A 13,562-nucleotide genomic window follows, 5' to 3' on the forward strand; every position below is an offset into this window, starting at 1 on the left:
AACTTTAGATATGAAGAACAAACTGGTTGTTTCCCCTTCACCTCATATACACAGCGGGGACACGATTGAAAAAAACATGTACGGGGTGCTTATTGCACTTATTCCGGCGTTCCTGGTCGCTTTATATGTCTTCCGGCTCGATGCATTGATCATTACCGCTTTGGCTGTGCTTTTTTGCGTGGGATTTGAATATCTCATCGTAAAATATATTATGAAGAAAACACCTACCGTGCTCGACGGTTCGGCTATCATTACCGGTGTATTACTGGCGTTCAACGTACCATCCAACCTGCCGGTATGGATACTGGCATTGGGATGCCTGTTCGCCATCGGTGTGGTAAAATTGTCTTTCGGAGGACTGGGTAATAATATCTTCAACCCCGCCATCGCAGGACGTATATTCTTGCTGATCTCATTTCCGGCACAGATGACCGTCTGGCCGGCACCCGATATTGCCGGTGCAGTCGATGCCGTCACATCGGCGACCGTATTGGGCAACCTGAAGTCGAATCCGGAACTGCTACCATCTTTACAAACGATGTTTTTTGGTACCGAAGCCGGTTCCATCGGTGAGATGAGTGCCCTGGCACTGCTTCTCGGCTTAGGCTGGTTGCTCTGGAAGAAGGTCATCACATGGCATATCCCTGTCTCTATTATGGTTACTGTAGCCATTTTTACAGGGATAATCTATATTTTTAACCCCATCCCGCTCTACAACCCGCTGATCCATCTCTTTTCGGGAGGATTGATGCTGGGTGCGGTCTTCATGGCGACCGACTATGTAACGTCGCCCATGACAAAAAAGGGAATGCTTATTTACGGTGTCGGAATCGGCTTTATCACCGTCGCCATACGACTTTGGGGAGCCTATCCGGAAGGGGTTTCATTCGCAATCCTGCTGATGAATGCCTTTACACCGCTGATCAACAATTACACAACGCCAAAACGATTCGGGGAGGTAGTGAAACATGGCTAAATTAAAATCATCATTCAAAAATATGTTCCTGTCGCTGTCGCTGATATGCCTTACGGTGGCTGTACTGCTGGCACAGGTGAATAAAATGACGGCAAAACCGATTGCAGACGCCAAAGCGATGAAATTGCAGAATGCCATCAGTGAAGTAGTGCCTGAATTTGACAACAACCCGACTGCAGAGGCGTTCACGATGCCTGACGGACAAGGCGACTCTCTACTGGTTTATCCCGCAAAAAAGGGGGATCAAATTGTGGGATACGCACTGAATAGCTTTTCCAATAATGGGTTTAGCGGAAATATACAGATCATGGTAGGCTTTGATATGGAACACAAGATCGTGAATTATTCGGTCTTGCAACACGCCGAGACTCCTGGATTAGGATCAAAGATGTCGGAGTGGTTCAGGGATGCTGCGAAACCGTCACAGTCGATCATCGGAAGAGACCTGTCTAAAGGTGCACTGGCCGTTTCGAAAGACGGAGGAGATGTAGATGCCATTACCGCGTCAACTATCACCTCAAGGGCATTTCTTGAAGCGGTCAACAGGGCTTATACCGCCTATCTGGAAAGCAAAAACGAAAACATGACCGGTACAGCCGCCCACTCCGGAACCGGTATTACGGAAACCACCCAATCGGACAGTTCGCCGGAAACAAATAATAACAACGAACAGGATACAACATCGCAGGAAGGAGGAAACAACAATGAATAATAACCTCAAAGTGCTTATAAATGGCATAATTAAAGAAAACCCCATTTTCGTGTTGCTTCTGGGAATGTGCCCCACCCTGGCAACCACCAGTTCGGCTATTAACGGGATGAGCATGGGATTGGCAACCATGTTCGTACTGGTCTGTTCCAACGCAGCAATCTCAATGCTGAAAAACGTGATCCCCGACATGGTACGTATTCCTGCCTATATCGTAGTGATTGCCACTTTCGTAACGATCATCGAGATGTTGATGAACGCCTATGTACCGGCATTGGCCGATAGTTTGGGAATATTTATCCCGCTGATCGTGGTGAACTGTATCGTACTGGGGCGTGCAGAGTCGTTTGCGTCAAAGAACGGCGTGATCTCATCGGTTTTCGATGGTGTAGGGATCGGACTGGGATTTACGTTTGCACTCTCATTATTGGGTGCTGTACGTGAATTACTGGGTACCGGAAAAATATTCTCACTGAATATCTATCCCGAGCAATTCGGCTCGTTGATATTTGTACTGGCACCAGGAGCTTTTATTGTGCTGGGATTTCTGATCGCTATTTTCAATAAACTTCAAAAGAAAGAAGCAACACCTATCTCCAAAAGCTAAATGAGCAGAGCCAAACTTGTTTGAGCTATGCCATAGCGAGAGATAGTCTAATTATATAGAAATTAACGCTCAAGCATTATGGAAATTATTGGAATCATTATTGTTGCTATATTTGTAAACAATGTAGTACTGGCCCAGTTCCTGGGTATATGCCCGTTCCTGGGTGTATCGAAAAAAGTAGATACTGCCATCGGTATGGGGCTGGCCGTTACGTTTGTACTGACTATCGCTACCATCGTCACATTCCTTCTGCAAAAAGGTATTCTGGAACCCTCAGGATTGGGATATCTCCAGACTATCTCTTTTATCTTAGTGATTGCCGCACTGGTACAGATGGTGGAGATCGTGCTCAAGAAAATATCTCCGTCACTCTATCAGGCGCTGGGCGTATTCCTGCCGCTAATCACCACCAACTGCGTGATCCTCGGTGTGGCGATTCTGGTGATACAGAAAGACTATAATCTTCTGGAATCGGTTATCTACGCAGTAGCTACCGCCATAGGATATGCCATGGCACTGATCATCTTTTCAAGTATCCGTGAGCAACTGGCGCTGACCAGGGTTCCCAAGGCAATGAAAGGGATTCCTCTCGCGCTGATCACCGCCGGCATCATGGCCATGGCGTTTATGGGATTCTCCGGCATCGACCAGGTGTTTAAGTAGTGCCTGAGTGGTTAAGTGATGAATTATGAAATTGTGGATTGAAACAACGTTCGGTGAAGCCTAAACGACTTGCGTTGAATATTGAATCTTGAATATTAAATCTTGAATTGTTAAACCATTCCGTGAAAAGGATGTCATACTGCTAAAGAAAAGAAGTGAAGTTACACCCTTTAATAACTACGGATATGAAAGCTTTAAGACATCCCCTCATTCTCTCGGTAATCGCACTGGTAATATGGTCATGCGGAACCTCTCAGAATTATGTCTACTCTCAGGGATATGACGAGTATTATTACGAAGAGGGATACTATGACGACGGCTATCAGGGAGGCGGTATATCGTTCAACGTATTCTACAACGAATTGAGACCACACGGTCGATGGATTAACGACCGCGCTTACGGCCGCATCTGGATTCCCAATGTAGGTAGAGATTTTCATCCGTATGCAACCAATGGATACTGGGTGATGACCGATTACGGAAACACCTGGGTGTCGAACTTCTCCTGGGGATGGGCGCCTTTCCACTACGGACGGTGGTACTATGACGACTACTACGGATGGGCATGGGTGCCGGGTTACGAATGGGCACCTGCCTGGGTAACCTGGAGAAGCGGAGGTGGTTATTACGGTTGGGCACCGATGAGTCCCGGCGTCAATATACACATTCATGTGAATGCTCCTCACAACTACTGGACTTTCCTACCCTCAAGATACATGTATAATCGCAGTATGCACAGGTATTATAACAGGTACAGCCCTACCATCTACAACAGGACTACTATCATCAATAATACTTATATATATAATGACAACCGCTATTACAGCGGCCCGAATGCCAGGGATTACGAACGTGAAACAGGCAGAAAGGCTACGGTACGTCGGCTCGAAAGCAATAACAACCGTTCCGGCAGAGCGACAAGGGTCAGTGGTAATTCGGTAAGTGTCTATCGTCCTGATGCAAACAACAGCAGATCCTCTAATACAAGATCTTCGGTAAGCGGAAGAAGTACGGAAAGAAGTAATAGTAGCGGAACTGTCAGAAACAGCAACAGCAATACAAGAGTCTCTGAAGGAACGACTTCACGGAGCGGAACATCCACGAATCGGAGCTCTGCAGTAAGGTCATCGGAGAGTTCTACAAGAAACAGCTCACCCAACACCCGGAGCAGCACGGTTACACCGGAACGTTCCACCAGAAGCAATAGCGGTACAACGGTCAGATCACAAAATCCATCCGGTAGCAATGACAGAAGTACCACTGTAAGATCTCAGGAGAATTCTTCCGGCAGGAACAACAGCAGTTCGGTAACCAATACGCGAAGCAACTCATCCAACGATCGGAGTACCACAGTTACACCGCAAAGTTCCACCAGAAGTAATAGCAATACTACTGTAAGGTCAGAAAGTTCTTCGGGTAACAGAAATGCTACTACGACACGTTCGAGTTCAAGTTCTTCCAGTAACAACAACCAGAGTTCCACGGTAAGATCGGGCTCCGGTTCTTCAAGCAGAAACAGTAGCGCTACAAGCACTTCATCAACAAGGAGCAGCAGTGAAACCAACAGATCCGGCAGATCTTCCGGACGAAGGTAAAAAAACTGAAAAGCATATAAAGAAAAAGGTCGCTCAAATCGGGCGGCCTTTTTCTATCAACTTCATATTTACTAAAAATTCAATCGATCCATCGTTTGGTCAATTGGCCGTACTCATCGATACGGCGATCCCGGAAGAAAGGCCACCAGCGACGCACATTTTCGGTACGCTCCCTGTCGATCTCAATAATATGTGAAACTTCTTCACTGTCGGCACGATATAAAAATTCCCCTTGTGGCCCGCAGATAAAACTGTTGCCCCAAAATTGGATACCATTGGTGAGTCCTGACGGGTCGGGTTCAAAGCCGGTACGGTTCACGGCGATAACGGGCAAACCGTTAGCCACGGCATGTCCCCGCTGTAGCGTAAGCCAGGCATCGAGTTGCCGCTGTTTTTCTTCTTCGGAATCGGTAGATTCCCAGCCGATGGCAGTAGGATAGATCAGCAATTCTGCCCCTGACAGGGCCATCAGGCGCGCCGCTTCGGGATACCATTGATCCCAGCAGACCAGTACACCTAACTTCCCGACCGACGTCTCAATGGGGTGAAAACCCAGATCACCGGGGGTAAAATAAAATTTCTCGTAATAAGCCGGATCGTCAGGAATATGCATTTTCCGGTATTTACCGGCAATGGTTCCGTCTTTCTCAATCACTACCGCCGTATTATGGTAAAGGCCGGCAGCACGCTTCTCAAACAAGGAAAGTACAATAACCACCCCCAACTCTCTTGCCAACCGGCCGAACAAATCGGTAGACGGCCCGGGAATAGTTTCTGCCTGGTTGAAAATAGCAGTATCTTCGGTTTGACAAAAATACAGGCCATTATGCAACTCCTGCATTACAATCAACTCTGCTCCTTCCTGAGCCAGCTGTCTGATTTTCTGCTGTAAGCGCCTTATATTTTCTTCCCTATCGGGCGTATTGGCCTGTTGAATGATCCCTACTCGCATATAAAATTACCAATTACCAATTATCTAATCATCATTACTTGTCCCGGTTTATCTCATCACCCAGTCTCCTCATCTCCCCAGTCTCCCTTTCCCCTAATCATCACATCAGTAAATCAACCTTTCCACTTTTCAGAGAAACCCGATGGGAAACTGCATGGTTACACAGTGGAGCGAGCCATGTTGGCGGATAAGCGGCCTGCAATCAACCCCGATTATCTCCCGATCCGGGAAAATTTTCTGTAACTGATCTTTTGCGATTTGATCTTTTTCAGTACCATAAAACGGGATCAATACTGCCCCGTTGATAATTAAAAAATTAGCATAGGTAGCCGGCAAACGCTCTCCGTCGTGATATACTGCATCAGCCATTGGCAGACCGACCAGGCGATAGGGCCGACCATCATGTGCAACAAAAGACTCCAGTTCCTCTTCCATCATTCTCAACTCCTCATAATGTTCATCTTGAGGATCGTCGCATTTCACATAAGCAATGGTCTGTTCATCGCAGAAACGCGCTAGCGTATCAATGTGGCTGTCTGTATCATCACCTGCCAGATAACCGTAGTGGAGCCATAAAACACGTTCTGCGCCAAGAGATTGTTTCAGATAATCGTCAATCTCATCCTGCGTCATCGGCTGATTGCGGTTGGGGGCTAACAGACATTGCGACGTAGTAAGTAGTGTACCTTTTCCGTCAGATTCTATCGATCCGCCTTCCAGTATGAAGTGTAAATTATTCCGGTATGCTACTCCGGGTTGAAAAACACTTTTTTCGAAAAGCCTGCCTGTAATCAGATTATCACGGTTGGCTGCAAATTTCAAACCCCATCCATTGAATCCAAAATCTGAAATCGCAGGTCTGTCATCGATCAAAAGAGAGATCGCTCCATGATCCCGCGTCCAGGTGTCGTTACTTTCTATCTCCACACAAATGAGATTTTTCTGCTCATCCTGCGAAAAATATTTCTCAATTTCACCGGCATTGCAACAGACTACCAGTAACTTTTGTCGTTTAAGAATCTCTTTTGAGAACACTATATAACAAGCCGTAACCTCCTCCAGATCATCTGCCCAGTCGGTCTCTTTATGCGGCCAGGTAACCTGCACAGCACTCTGAGGATACCATTCCGCCGGAAAAATAATCCCCGACATGCTTTATCCCTCCATATTTCCCCGGACAATACCGCGGCTCGATGAACGAATAAATTCCAGGATATGATTACGATCTTCGGTTTCAGGCAGTTCTTTCTCAATTCGTTCTGTTGCCTGTGTAACATTGAATCCGGACTGGTACAAATAGCGATATATCTCCTGAATAGAGTTGATACGCTCACTGGTAAAACCTCTACGTCTCAGCCCTACCACATTCAACCCCACAAAAACAATAGGTTCACGTCCAACCATTACATAAGGAGGGATATCTTTAGGGATCTTGGATCCACCCTGTATCATTACATGTGCGCCAATCCTGGAGAACTGATGCACCAGCACCCCTCCGCTGACGATCGCATAATCATCGATCTCCACCTCACCTGCCAATTGAGTAGAATTACCCAGGATCACATGATCATTGAGGACACAATCGTGAGCTACATGGCTATACGCCATAATCAGACAGTCTGATCCCACTTTTGTGAATCCTTTAGAGGCAGTACCCCTGTTTATAGTGGCACATTCACGTATGATAGTATTATTTCCTATAATAGCTTTCGTATCTTCTCCCCTGAACTTAAGGTCTTGCGGGATACCGGCCACTGTAGCGTGAGGAAAGATGGTACAATCCTTTCCAATACGTGCCCCACTCAATACTGTGGCGTGTGTCATTATTCGGGTGCCCTCACCTATTTCGGTATTACCATCGATATATGCAAAAGGCTCAACAACCACATTATCCCCGAGCTTAGCTTCCGGGTGTACATAAGCTAAAGATGAAACACTGTTCATATATATATAATTAGTTTATCTTATTTATTTTTGATGATCTGTGCTGTGAAGTCGGCTTCGGAAACTACTTTATCTCCAAGGAATGCCAATCCCCTCATAGTAGCAATACCCCTGCGCATTTCACTGGTAAGTTCTACCCGGAAGATAATGGTATCACCCGGAACTACTTTATGACGGAACTTCACATTATCGATCTTGAGAAAATAGGTAGAGTATCTTTCCGGTTCATCCAATCCGGAAAGCACGAGCAACCCTCCTGTCTGTGCCATAGCCTCAACCTGTAATACCCCCGGCATCACTGGTTCCTGAGGAAAATGTCCCACAAAAAAAGGTTCATTGGTCGTGATATTTTTCACACCCACAATAAACTTATCCGTCATCTGTATAATTTTATCTACCATCAGGAAAGGATAACGGTGAGGCAACAATTCCCGGATACGATTATTATCCATAACCGGCTCCTGGGTCACATCATATATCGGTGGCTGCACTTCATTGATTTTAATATCTTTACGGATCAACCGGGCCAATTGATTATTGATCTTGTGTCCGGGGCGTGTGGCAATAAGCCGTCCCTTAATCGGTTTACCGATAAGAGCCATATCTCCGATAATATCGAGTAGCTTATGACGGGCAGGCTCATTGGGAAACATCAACTTACGACTGTTCAGATAGCCCAATTCATCGGCATTATGACGAGGGACGTGCAGCTCATCGGCTATATCGTCCAACTCTTTCTGTGATAATTTCCTTTCATAAATTACGATTGCATTATCCAGATTTCCTCCTTTGATAAGACCGGCCTGGCGTAACTGTTGGATTTCGCGTACAAATACGAAAGTACGCGCAGGAGCAATCTCCGTCTCATAATCGGTAATGTTATCCATTGAAGCCGATTGATTGGGAATATATTGAGATTCAAATTCAATAAATGAGTTGATACAAAACGAATCGTCGGGCAGTAGTGTTAATTTTGAGCCGGTTTCCGGATCAGATACCTCGATCTTCTTGCGTACAATATAAAAATCCTTGTCTTTGTCTTGTTCCTGAATACCTGCTTTTCGGATTTCTCTTACATACTCAACAGCGCTTCCGTCAAGGATGGGGAATTCAGATGCATTAACCTCTATCAGACAATTGTCAATACCCAGGGCGAACAATGCCGAAAGTCCGTGTTCGATGGTACTTACCGTTACATTACCTTTACCGATTACTGTCCCGCGCTGCGTATTCACTACATTCTCCGCCAACACTTCAATCACCGGCTGATTTTCCAGGTCAATTCTTTTTATCTTATATCCGTGGTCTACAGGTGCAGGATTGAAAGTAACTACAATATCCAATCCGGTATGAAGACCTACACCGCTTAACGTGAAGCTGTTTTGTAATGTTTTCTGTTTCATATAATAAAATTATCTATCGTCCAAGGTATCTTATGGAGCATAATTTATTTCTCATTTCTCCTATTTATGTGCAAAGATAACATCAACTAAACAATTTCACCTCATTACGGTTCAATAAAATGTATTTTCCTAATGCAAAGATCAATTGCACAGATTCTTTTTTAAATTTGTGAGATGTGTGGTATATTTCTTAATAAAACAGAGATTTAATCGCCGACCTCAAGCTTTTTCTTCAGTTCAGCCAGCTCTCTCTCAAGTGTATTCAGTTGCCGGTACATATCCGGCAACTTGGGTATAATGATGCTTGACTTGAAGAAACTTTTCACAGGCATAGCTGGGGAACCGATAATTTCCGATCCCTCTTTGGTATTACTGATGATTCCGGACTGAGCGCCTATCTGACTATTTTTCCCAATAGTAATATGTCCACCAATACCTACTTGTCCGCCAAACACACAATTTTCACCGATCTTGGTAGAACCGGCAATACCTACCTGTGCAGCCATAGCCGTATGCTCACCAATTTCACAATTGTGTGCGATCTGTATGAGATTATCGAGTTTTACGCCTCGACGGATAACAGTAGAACCCATCACCGCACGGTCGATGGTTGTGTTGGCTCCGATCTCCGCATCGTCTTCGATGATTACATTGCCCAACTGGGGAATTTTATGATATATCTCCCCTTCTTTGGAAAAGCCAAAACCGTCTGCGCCGATCACAGCACCCGAATGCAGGATACAATTATCGCCTATCACACAATTGTGATAAATCCTTACGCCGGGATAGATGACCGTATTTTTCCCGATCTTCACATTATCTCCTACATAAGATTGCGGATAGATCTTGCTGTCATTTCCTATCTCAACATGATCTCCGATATAGGCGAACGCTCCCACATAAACATCTGCATTGAGTATCGCAGTAGACGAAACAAAACTCAGTGGATCAATACCGCTCTTACGAGGGGTACTTTTGTTCACCATTTCCATCAATGAGGCCAATGCGGCATAAGCATTGGGCACTTTAATGAGGGTAGCCCTGATCGGCTTCTCCGGCTCGAAATCATTGTTTACAAGCACAATGTCAGCTTCAGTGTTGTAAATATAGGGAGTATATTTCAGATTGGCGAGAAAAGTGATAGTACCTGCTTTTCCCTCTTCGATCTTCGAAAAATTGGAAACTTTTACTTCCGGGTTGCCGACTATCTCACCTTTCAGAAAATCGGCTATTTGCTTTGCAGTGAAAGTCATTGAATATAACTATTTCTTTTTAAATATATTGAAGCCTTTCAGCAGTAATCTACTCATCATTTTCTCCATCCGGATAGCATAACAATGGAAATTCAAAAAGACATCAACAATCTCTCTATTTATATTTTAAACCGCAAATTAACAACTATTTTTTTATCCAATCATAAATAAATTCATAATATACATTAAACAAAGCAGAATCTAAATTTGCGGAATTAAAAATAATGTGGTACTTTTGCACTCACTTTTTCGGGATGTAGCTCAGTCCGGTTTAGAGTACTCGTCTGGGGGGCGAGTGGTCGCTGGTTCGAATCCAGTCATCCCGACCAACATTCATAATAGGCGATTACGATTAAAAACCGTAATCGCTTTTGTTTATTTATACCCTCAAATATCGATATATTTCGATATAAATTCGCTCTATTTATAAGATAAAATTACAAAGTTATAGCAGCAATTTGATACGTTCACTTTCTTGTTTGACAATAAATCGATTCCTCCGGGAATGGGCATAAGATCAGCGCACCCACAAGAAATATTTAAACCTTTTTCTTAACTTCGTTGTTAGTTAAGTTTAGAATATTATACAGATGTGCTATGGAAACAACTAAATCAAAATCATTTCGGGAACTTACAGTGAAAGGAAAAAACTACTTTTACAGTTCTCTCAAAGACCTTCCTTATGGTCAGGTTGAACATCTCCCATTCAGTATCCGCATTCTATTGGAAAATGTATTACGGAATTATGACGGGTTTAGCATCACAGATGACCATATCAATACGTTGGTTAACTGGTCACCTGCCCCGGTTGATAAGGATATCCCTTTTAAACCGGCGCGTATTCTAATGCAAGACTTTACCGGAGTACCTGCTGTTGTTGACATGGCTTCACTTCGCGCTGAATATATCCGGCATGGCAAAGATGGCCAGAAAATTAATCCTGCCATTCCTGTCGATTTAGTGATCGATCACTCGGTACAGGTTGACTATTACGGCACGGACTATTCATACGACAAAAACGTACAAGTAGAGTATGAAAGAAACAAGGAACGGTACGAATTATTAAAATGGGCCCAGAACGGGCTTCGTAATTTCACAGTAGTTCCTCCCGGATTGGGCATTTGTCATCAGGTTAACCTGGAATACTTAGCAAAGGGGATTATAAGCCGTGATGGTTGGCTATTCCCTGACTCATTGGTTGGCACCGATTCTCATACCCCTATGGTGAATGGCATAGGAGTAATTGGATGGGGAGTTGGCGGGATTGAGGCAGAAGCAGCCATGCTTGGACAACCTATTTTCTTTACCTGTCCCGAAGTAATAGGGTTGAAGTTAACAGGAAAGATCCCGGAACAATGTACCGCTACCGATATGGTATTGTCGATCACGAAAGTGTTAAGGGACAAAGGTGTTGTCGGGAAATTTGTTGAAGTGTTTGGTGATGGTTTGGACACTTTAACAGTTACCGACAGAGCTACTATTTCCAACATGTCGCCCGAATTCGGATGTACGGTAACCTATTTCCCGATTGATGAACTCACCTTGCAATACATGCGTCAAACCAATCGTACGGAAGAAGAGGTAGAGATTGTCGAAACATATTGTAAAGAGAATCTGTTATGGCGGACAGGAAATGAAAATATTCAGTATTCCTCACTGGTGGAATTTGATCTGTCTACACTTCAACCCACTGTTTCAGGACCTAAACGTCCTCAGGACAAAATCCTGGTCAAAGAGTTGGGTAAGCAATTCCAGATTCTGCTGGAAAAAGAATATGCCAGGTCTTATTATCCTGTACATGACAGACGTGAATCCGCCTGGCTTGCCGACGGGGGCTCGGGAACAGAATTTACTTTTGGTAAGGTTCCGGTCAATGCACCCACCACCTATGAGGTAGAAAGGGAATCTATCCGATCAGTAAGAATTAAACACAAGAATAAAGAGTTTGTATTAAGTGACGGAAGTATAGTTATTGCTGCCATCACAAGTTGTACCAATACATCTAATCCGGCTGTAATGGTAGGAGCCGGATTATTGGCAAGAAATGCGGTGAAGAGGGGATTACGCACGAAATCGTGGGTTAAAACCTCTCTGGCTCCGGGATCTAAAGTTGTAACACAGTATCTGGAGCGCTCCGGACTAAATGCCGATCTGGAAGCTTTGCGTTTTCATACGGTAGGATATGGTTGTACATCCTGCATCGGAAATTCCGGACCGCTTCCTCCCCAAATAGCCGAAGCTGTGGAAAAGGGCGAATTGATTGTATCGTCAGTATTGTCCGGTAACAGGAATTTTGAGGCTCGTGTCCATCCACAGGTAAAGATGAATTTTCTGATGTCTCCGATGCTTGTTGTTGCTTATGCATTGGTAGGCAGAATAGATATCAATCTCATGGAAGATCCCCTGGACTATGATCCGAATGGTGATCCCGTGTATCTTAAAGATATCTGGCCCAACAGGGATGAAATAACAGAAACAATTAAAGCCTGCATGAGGGTCGAAGATTTTAAGCAGGTCTACGATGTGATCTTTGACGGTTCTACTGATTGGCAAAATCTGAAAGTCAACCTGGATCAGAATTACGAATGGGACAGAAATTCAACATACATTAAAGAGTCTCCATTTTTCGAAGGGTTGAGTGAAGAATTGCCCCCATTAAAGGATATACATAATGCCCGGGTGTTATTATATCTGGGTGATTCTGTAACTACCGATCATATCTCTCCTGCAGGTTCATTCAGAGAAGATAGTGCTGCAGGTAAATATCTGCTGGAGCACGGGGTCATCCGGGCAGACTTCAATTCTTACGGTTCTCGCAGGGGTAATCATGAAGTGATGATGCGCGGTACTTTTGCCAATGTCCGCATCAAAAATAAAATTACAAATAGAGAAGGTGGATATAGTACTTATTTCCCGGCAAATGAAGTGAAAACCGTTTACGAAACGGCAATGTCCTATAAAAACGACGGAACAGCCCTGATCGTCCTGGCCGGTAAAGAATACGGTTCCGGTTCATCAAGAGACTGGGCGGCAAAAGGGACATTCCTGTTAGGAATAAAAGCTGTGATTGCCGAGAGTTTCGAACGAATCCATAGAAGTAATTTAGTGGGTATGGGCGTTGCACCATTGGTATTTATGAATGGACAGAATGCTGAGTCACTGGGATTAGATGGGACTGAAACCTTTTCTATAACCGGTTTAGCGAATGATCTGATTCCCCATAAAATACTTGACGTCAATGCGGTGCATCCATCGGGAAAAGTTACTGGTTTTCAGGTTGAAGCACGTTTAGATTCCAATATTGAGATAGAGTATTACAAAAATGAAGGTATTCTGCAATATGTATTACGTGAGTATCTCAGGAGATAACGGCAACAAGCCGCTCCGTTGTCAAGGTATCCGAAAAAGAAAAGTTATCCTGACATGAAAGCTTTTCTGTCAGGATAACTCCATTTATTTT

Annotated in this window: 11 protein-coding genes and 1 tRNA gene; 7 read left to right on the forward strand and 5 right to left on the reverse strand. The window is 44.3% G+C overall.

Features of this window, described 5'->3' with window-relative positions; all coding sequences use genetic code 11:
- Nucleotides 1-10: 10 nt before the first annotated feature.
- The 5 genes from F597_RS0101060 (at nt 11) to F597_RS19875 (ending at nt 4,550) form a co-directional block, all read left to right on the forward strand.
- Nucleotides 11-976, forward strand: a complete 966-nt coding sequence (locus F597_RS0101060; RefSeq protein ID WP_019537854.1) for an RnfABCDGE type electron transport complex subunit D — start codon at nt 11-13, stop codon at nt 974-976.
- Entirely contained in the window at nt 969-1,688 is a 720-nt protein-coding gene (locus F597_RS0101065; protein WP_019537855.1) for an RnfABCDGE type electron transport complex subunit G, read from the forward strand. Before F597_RS0101060 ends, F597_RS0101065 begins: the two co-directional genes overlap by 8 nt.
- On the forward strand, nt 1,681-2,292 hold the full coding sequence (gene rsxE, locus F597_RS0101070; protein WP_019537856.1) for an electron transport complex subunit RsxE: 612 nt from the start codon (nt 1,681-1,683) through the stop codon (nt 2,290-2,292). Before F597_RS0101065 ends, rsxE begins: the two co-directional genes overlap by 8 nt.
- Before the next feature lie 78 nt (nt 2,293-2,370).
- On the forward strand, nt 2,371-2,955 hold the full coding sequence (gene rsxA / locus F597_RS0101075) for an electron transport complex subunit RsxA (RefSeq protein ID WP_019537857.1): 585 nt from the start codon (nt 2,371-2,373) through the stop codon (nt 2,953-2,955).
- A gap of 185 nt (nt 2,956-3,140) precedes the next feature.
- The gene (locus tag F597_RS19875) at nt 3,141-4,550 is read left to right on the forward strand and encodes a DUF6600 domain-containing protein (protein ID WP_019537858.1); all 1,410 of its coding nucleotides are present in this window, start codon (nt 3,141-3,143) and stop codon (nt 4,548-4,550) included.
- 79 nt (nt 4,551-4,629) lie between these two features.
- Here the strand turns inward: F597_RS19875 and F597_RS0101085 are convergent, their stop codons facing one another.
- The 5 genes from F597_RS0101085 to lpxD form a co-directional block, all read right to left on the reverse strand.
- Nucleotides 4,630-5,502 (reverse strand): carbon-nitrogen hydrolase, encoded by an 873-nt coding sequence (locus F597_RS0101085; RefSeq protein ID WP_019537859.1) that lies wholly within the window; start codon nt 5,500-5,502, stop codon nt 4,630-4,632.
- A 129-nt stretch (nt 5,503-5,631) separates the two neighbouring features.
- Nucleotides 5,632-6,654 carry an agmatine deiminase family protein gene (locus F597_RS0101090; protein ID WP_019537860.1) on the reverse strand — a complete coding sequence of 341 codons (1,023 nt, stop codon included), beginning with the start codon at nt 6,652-6,654 and terminating at the stop codon, nt 5,632-5,634.
- A gap of 3 nt (nt 6,655-6,657) precedes the next feature.
- Nucleotides 6,658-7,446 carry an acyl-ACP--UDP-N-acetylglucosamine O-acyltransferase gene (lpxA, locus tag F597_RS0101095; protein WP_019537861.1) on the reverse strand — a complete coding sequence of 263 codons (789 nt, stop codon included), beginning with the start codon at nt 7,444-7,446 and terminating at the stop codon, nt 6,658-6,660.
- A gap of 20 nt (nt 7,447-7,466) precedes the next feature.
- Nucleotides 7,467-8,849, reverse strand: a complete 1,383-nt coding sequence (locus F597_RS0101100; protein ID WP_019537862.1) for a bifunctional UDP-3-O-[3-hydroxymyristoyl] N-acetylglucosamine deacetylase/3-hydroxyacyl-ACP dehydratase — start codon at nt 8,847-8,849, stop codon at nt 7,467-7,469.
- A gap of 206 nt (nt 8,850-9,055) precedes the next feature.
- Complete coding sequence (gene lpxD, locus F597_RS0101105; protein ID WP_019537863.1) at nt 9,056-10,102, reverse strand: UDP-3-O-(3-hydroxymyristoyl)glucosamine N-acyltransferase; 1,047 nt, start codon at nt 10,100-10,102, stop codon at nt 9,056-9,058.
- Between the two features lie 250 nt (nt 10,103-10,352).
- On the opposite strand from lpxD, the gene F597_RS0101110 reads away from it, so the two are divergent.
- A tRNA-Pro gene (locus tag F597_RS0101110) sits at nt 10,353-10,431 on the forward strand.
- A gap of 268 nt (nt 10,432-10,699) precedes the next feature.
- Nucleotides 10,700-13,471 carry an aconitate hydratase AcnA gene (acnA, locus tag F597_RS0101115; RefSeq protein ID WP_026326989.1) on the forward strand — a complete coding sequence of 924 codons (2,772 nt, stop codon included), beginning with the start codon at nt 10,700-10,702 and terminating at the stop codon, nt 13,469-13,471.
- Nucleotides 13,472-13,562 lie beyond the last annotated feature (91 nt).

Source organism: Proteiniphilum acetatigenes DSM 18083, assembly GCF_000380985.1.
Classification (GTDB): Bacteria; Bacteroidota; Bacteroidia; order Bacteroidales; family Dysgonomonadaceae; genus Proteiniphilum; species Proteiniphilum acetatigenes.

What these genes read in the sequence shown, in the direction of transcription:
- F597_RS0101060 (WP_019537854.1), top strand. Translation starts at nt 11, where the DNA reads ATGAAGAACAAACTGGTTGTTTCCCCTTCACCTCATATACACAGCGGG.
- F597_RS0101065 (WP_019537855.1), top strand. Translation starts at nt 969, where the DNA reads ATGGCTAAATTAAAATCATCATTCAAAAATATGTTCCTGTCGCTGTCG.
- rsxE (WP_019537856.1), top strand. Translation starts at nt 1,681, where the DNA reads ATGAATAATAACCTCAAAGTGCTTATAAATGGCATAATTAAAGAAAAC.
- rsxA (WP_019537857.1), top strand. Translation starts at nt 2,371, where the DNA reads ATGGAAATTATTGGAATCATTATTGTTGCTATATTTGTAAACAATGTA.
- F597_RS19875 (WP_019537858.1), top strand. Translation starts at nt 3,141, where the DNA reads ATGAAAGCTTTAAGACATCCCCTCATTCTCTCGGTAATCGCACTGGTA.
- F597_RS0101085 (WP_019537859.1), bottom strand. Translation starts at nt 5,502, where the DNA reads ATGCGAGTAGGGATCATTCAACAGGCCAATACGCCCGATAGGGAAGAA.
- F597_RS0101090 (WP_019537860.1), bottom strand. Translation starts at nt 6,654, where the DNA reads ATGTCGGGGATTATTTTTCCGGCGGAATGGTATCCTCAGAGTGCTGTG.
- lpxA (WP_019537861.1), bottom strand. Translation starts at nt 7,446, where the DNA reads ATGAACAGTGTTTCATCTTTAGCTTATGTACACCCGGAAGCTAAGCTC.
- F597_RS0101100 (WP_019537862.1), bottom strand. Translation starts at nt 8,849, where the DNA reads ATGAAACAGAAAACATTACAAAACAGCTTCACGTTAAGCGGTGTAGGT.
- lpxD (WP_019537863.1), bottom strand. Translation starts at nt 10,102, where the DNA reads ATGACTTTCACTGCAAAGCAAATAGCCGATTTTCTGAAAGGTGAGATA.
- acnA (WP_026326989.1), top strand. Translation starts at nt 10,700, where the DNA reads ATGGAAACAACTAAATCAAAATCATTTCGGGAACTTACAGTGAAAGGA.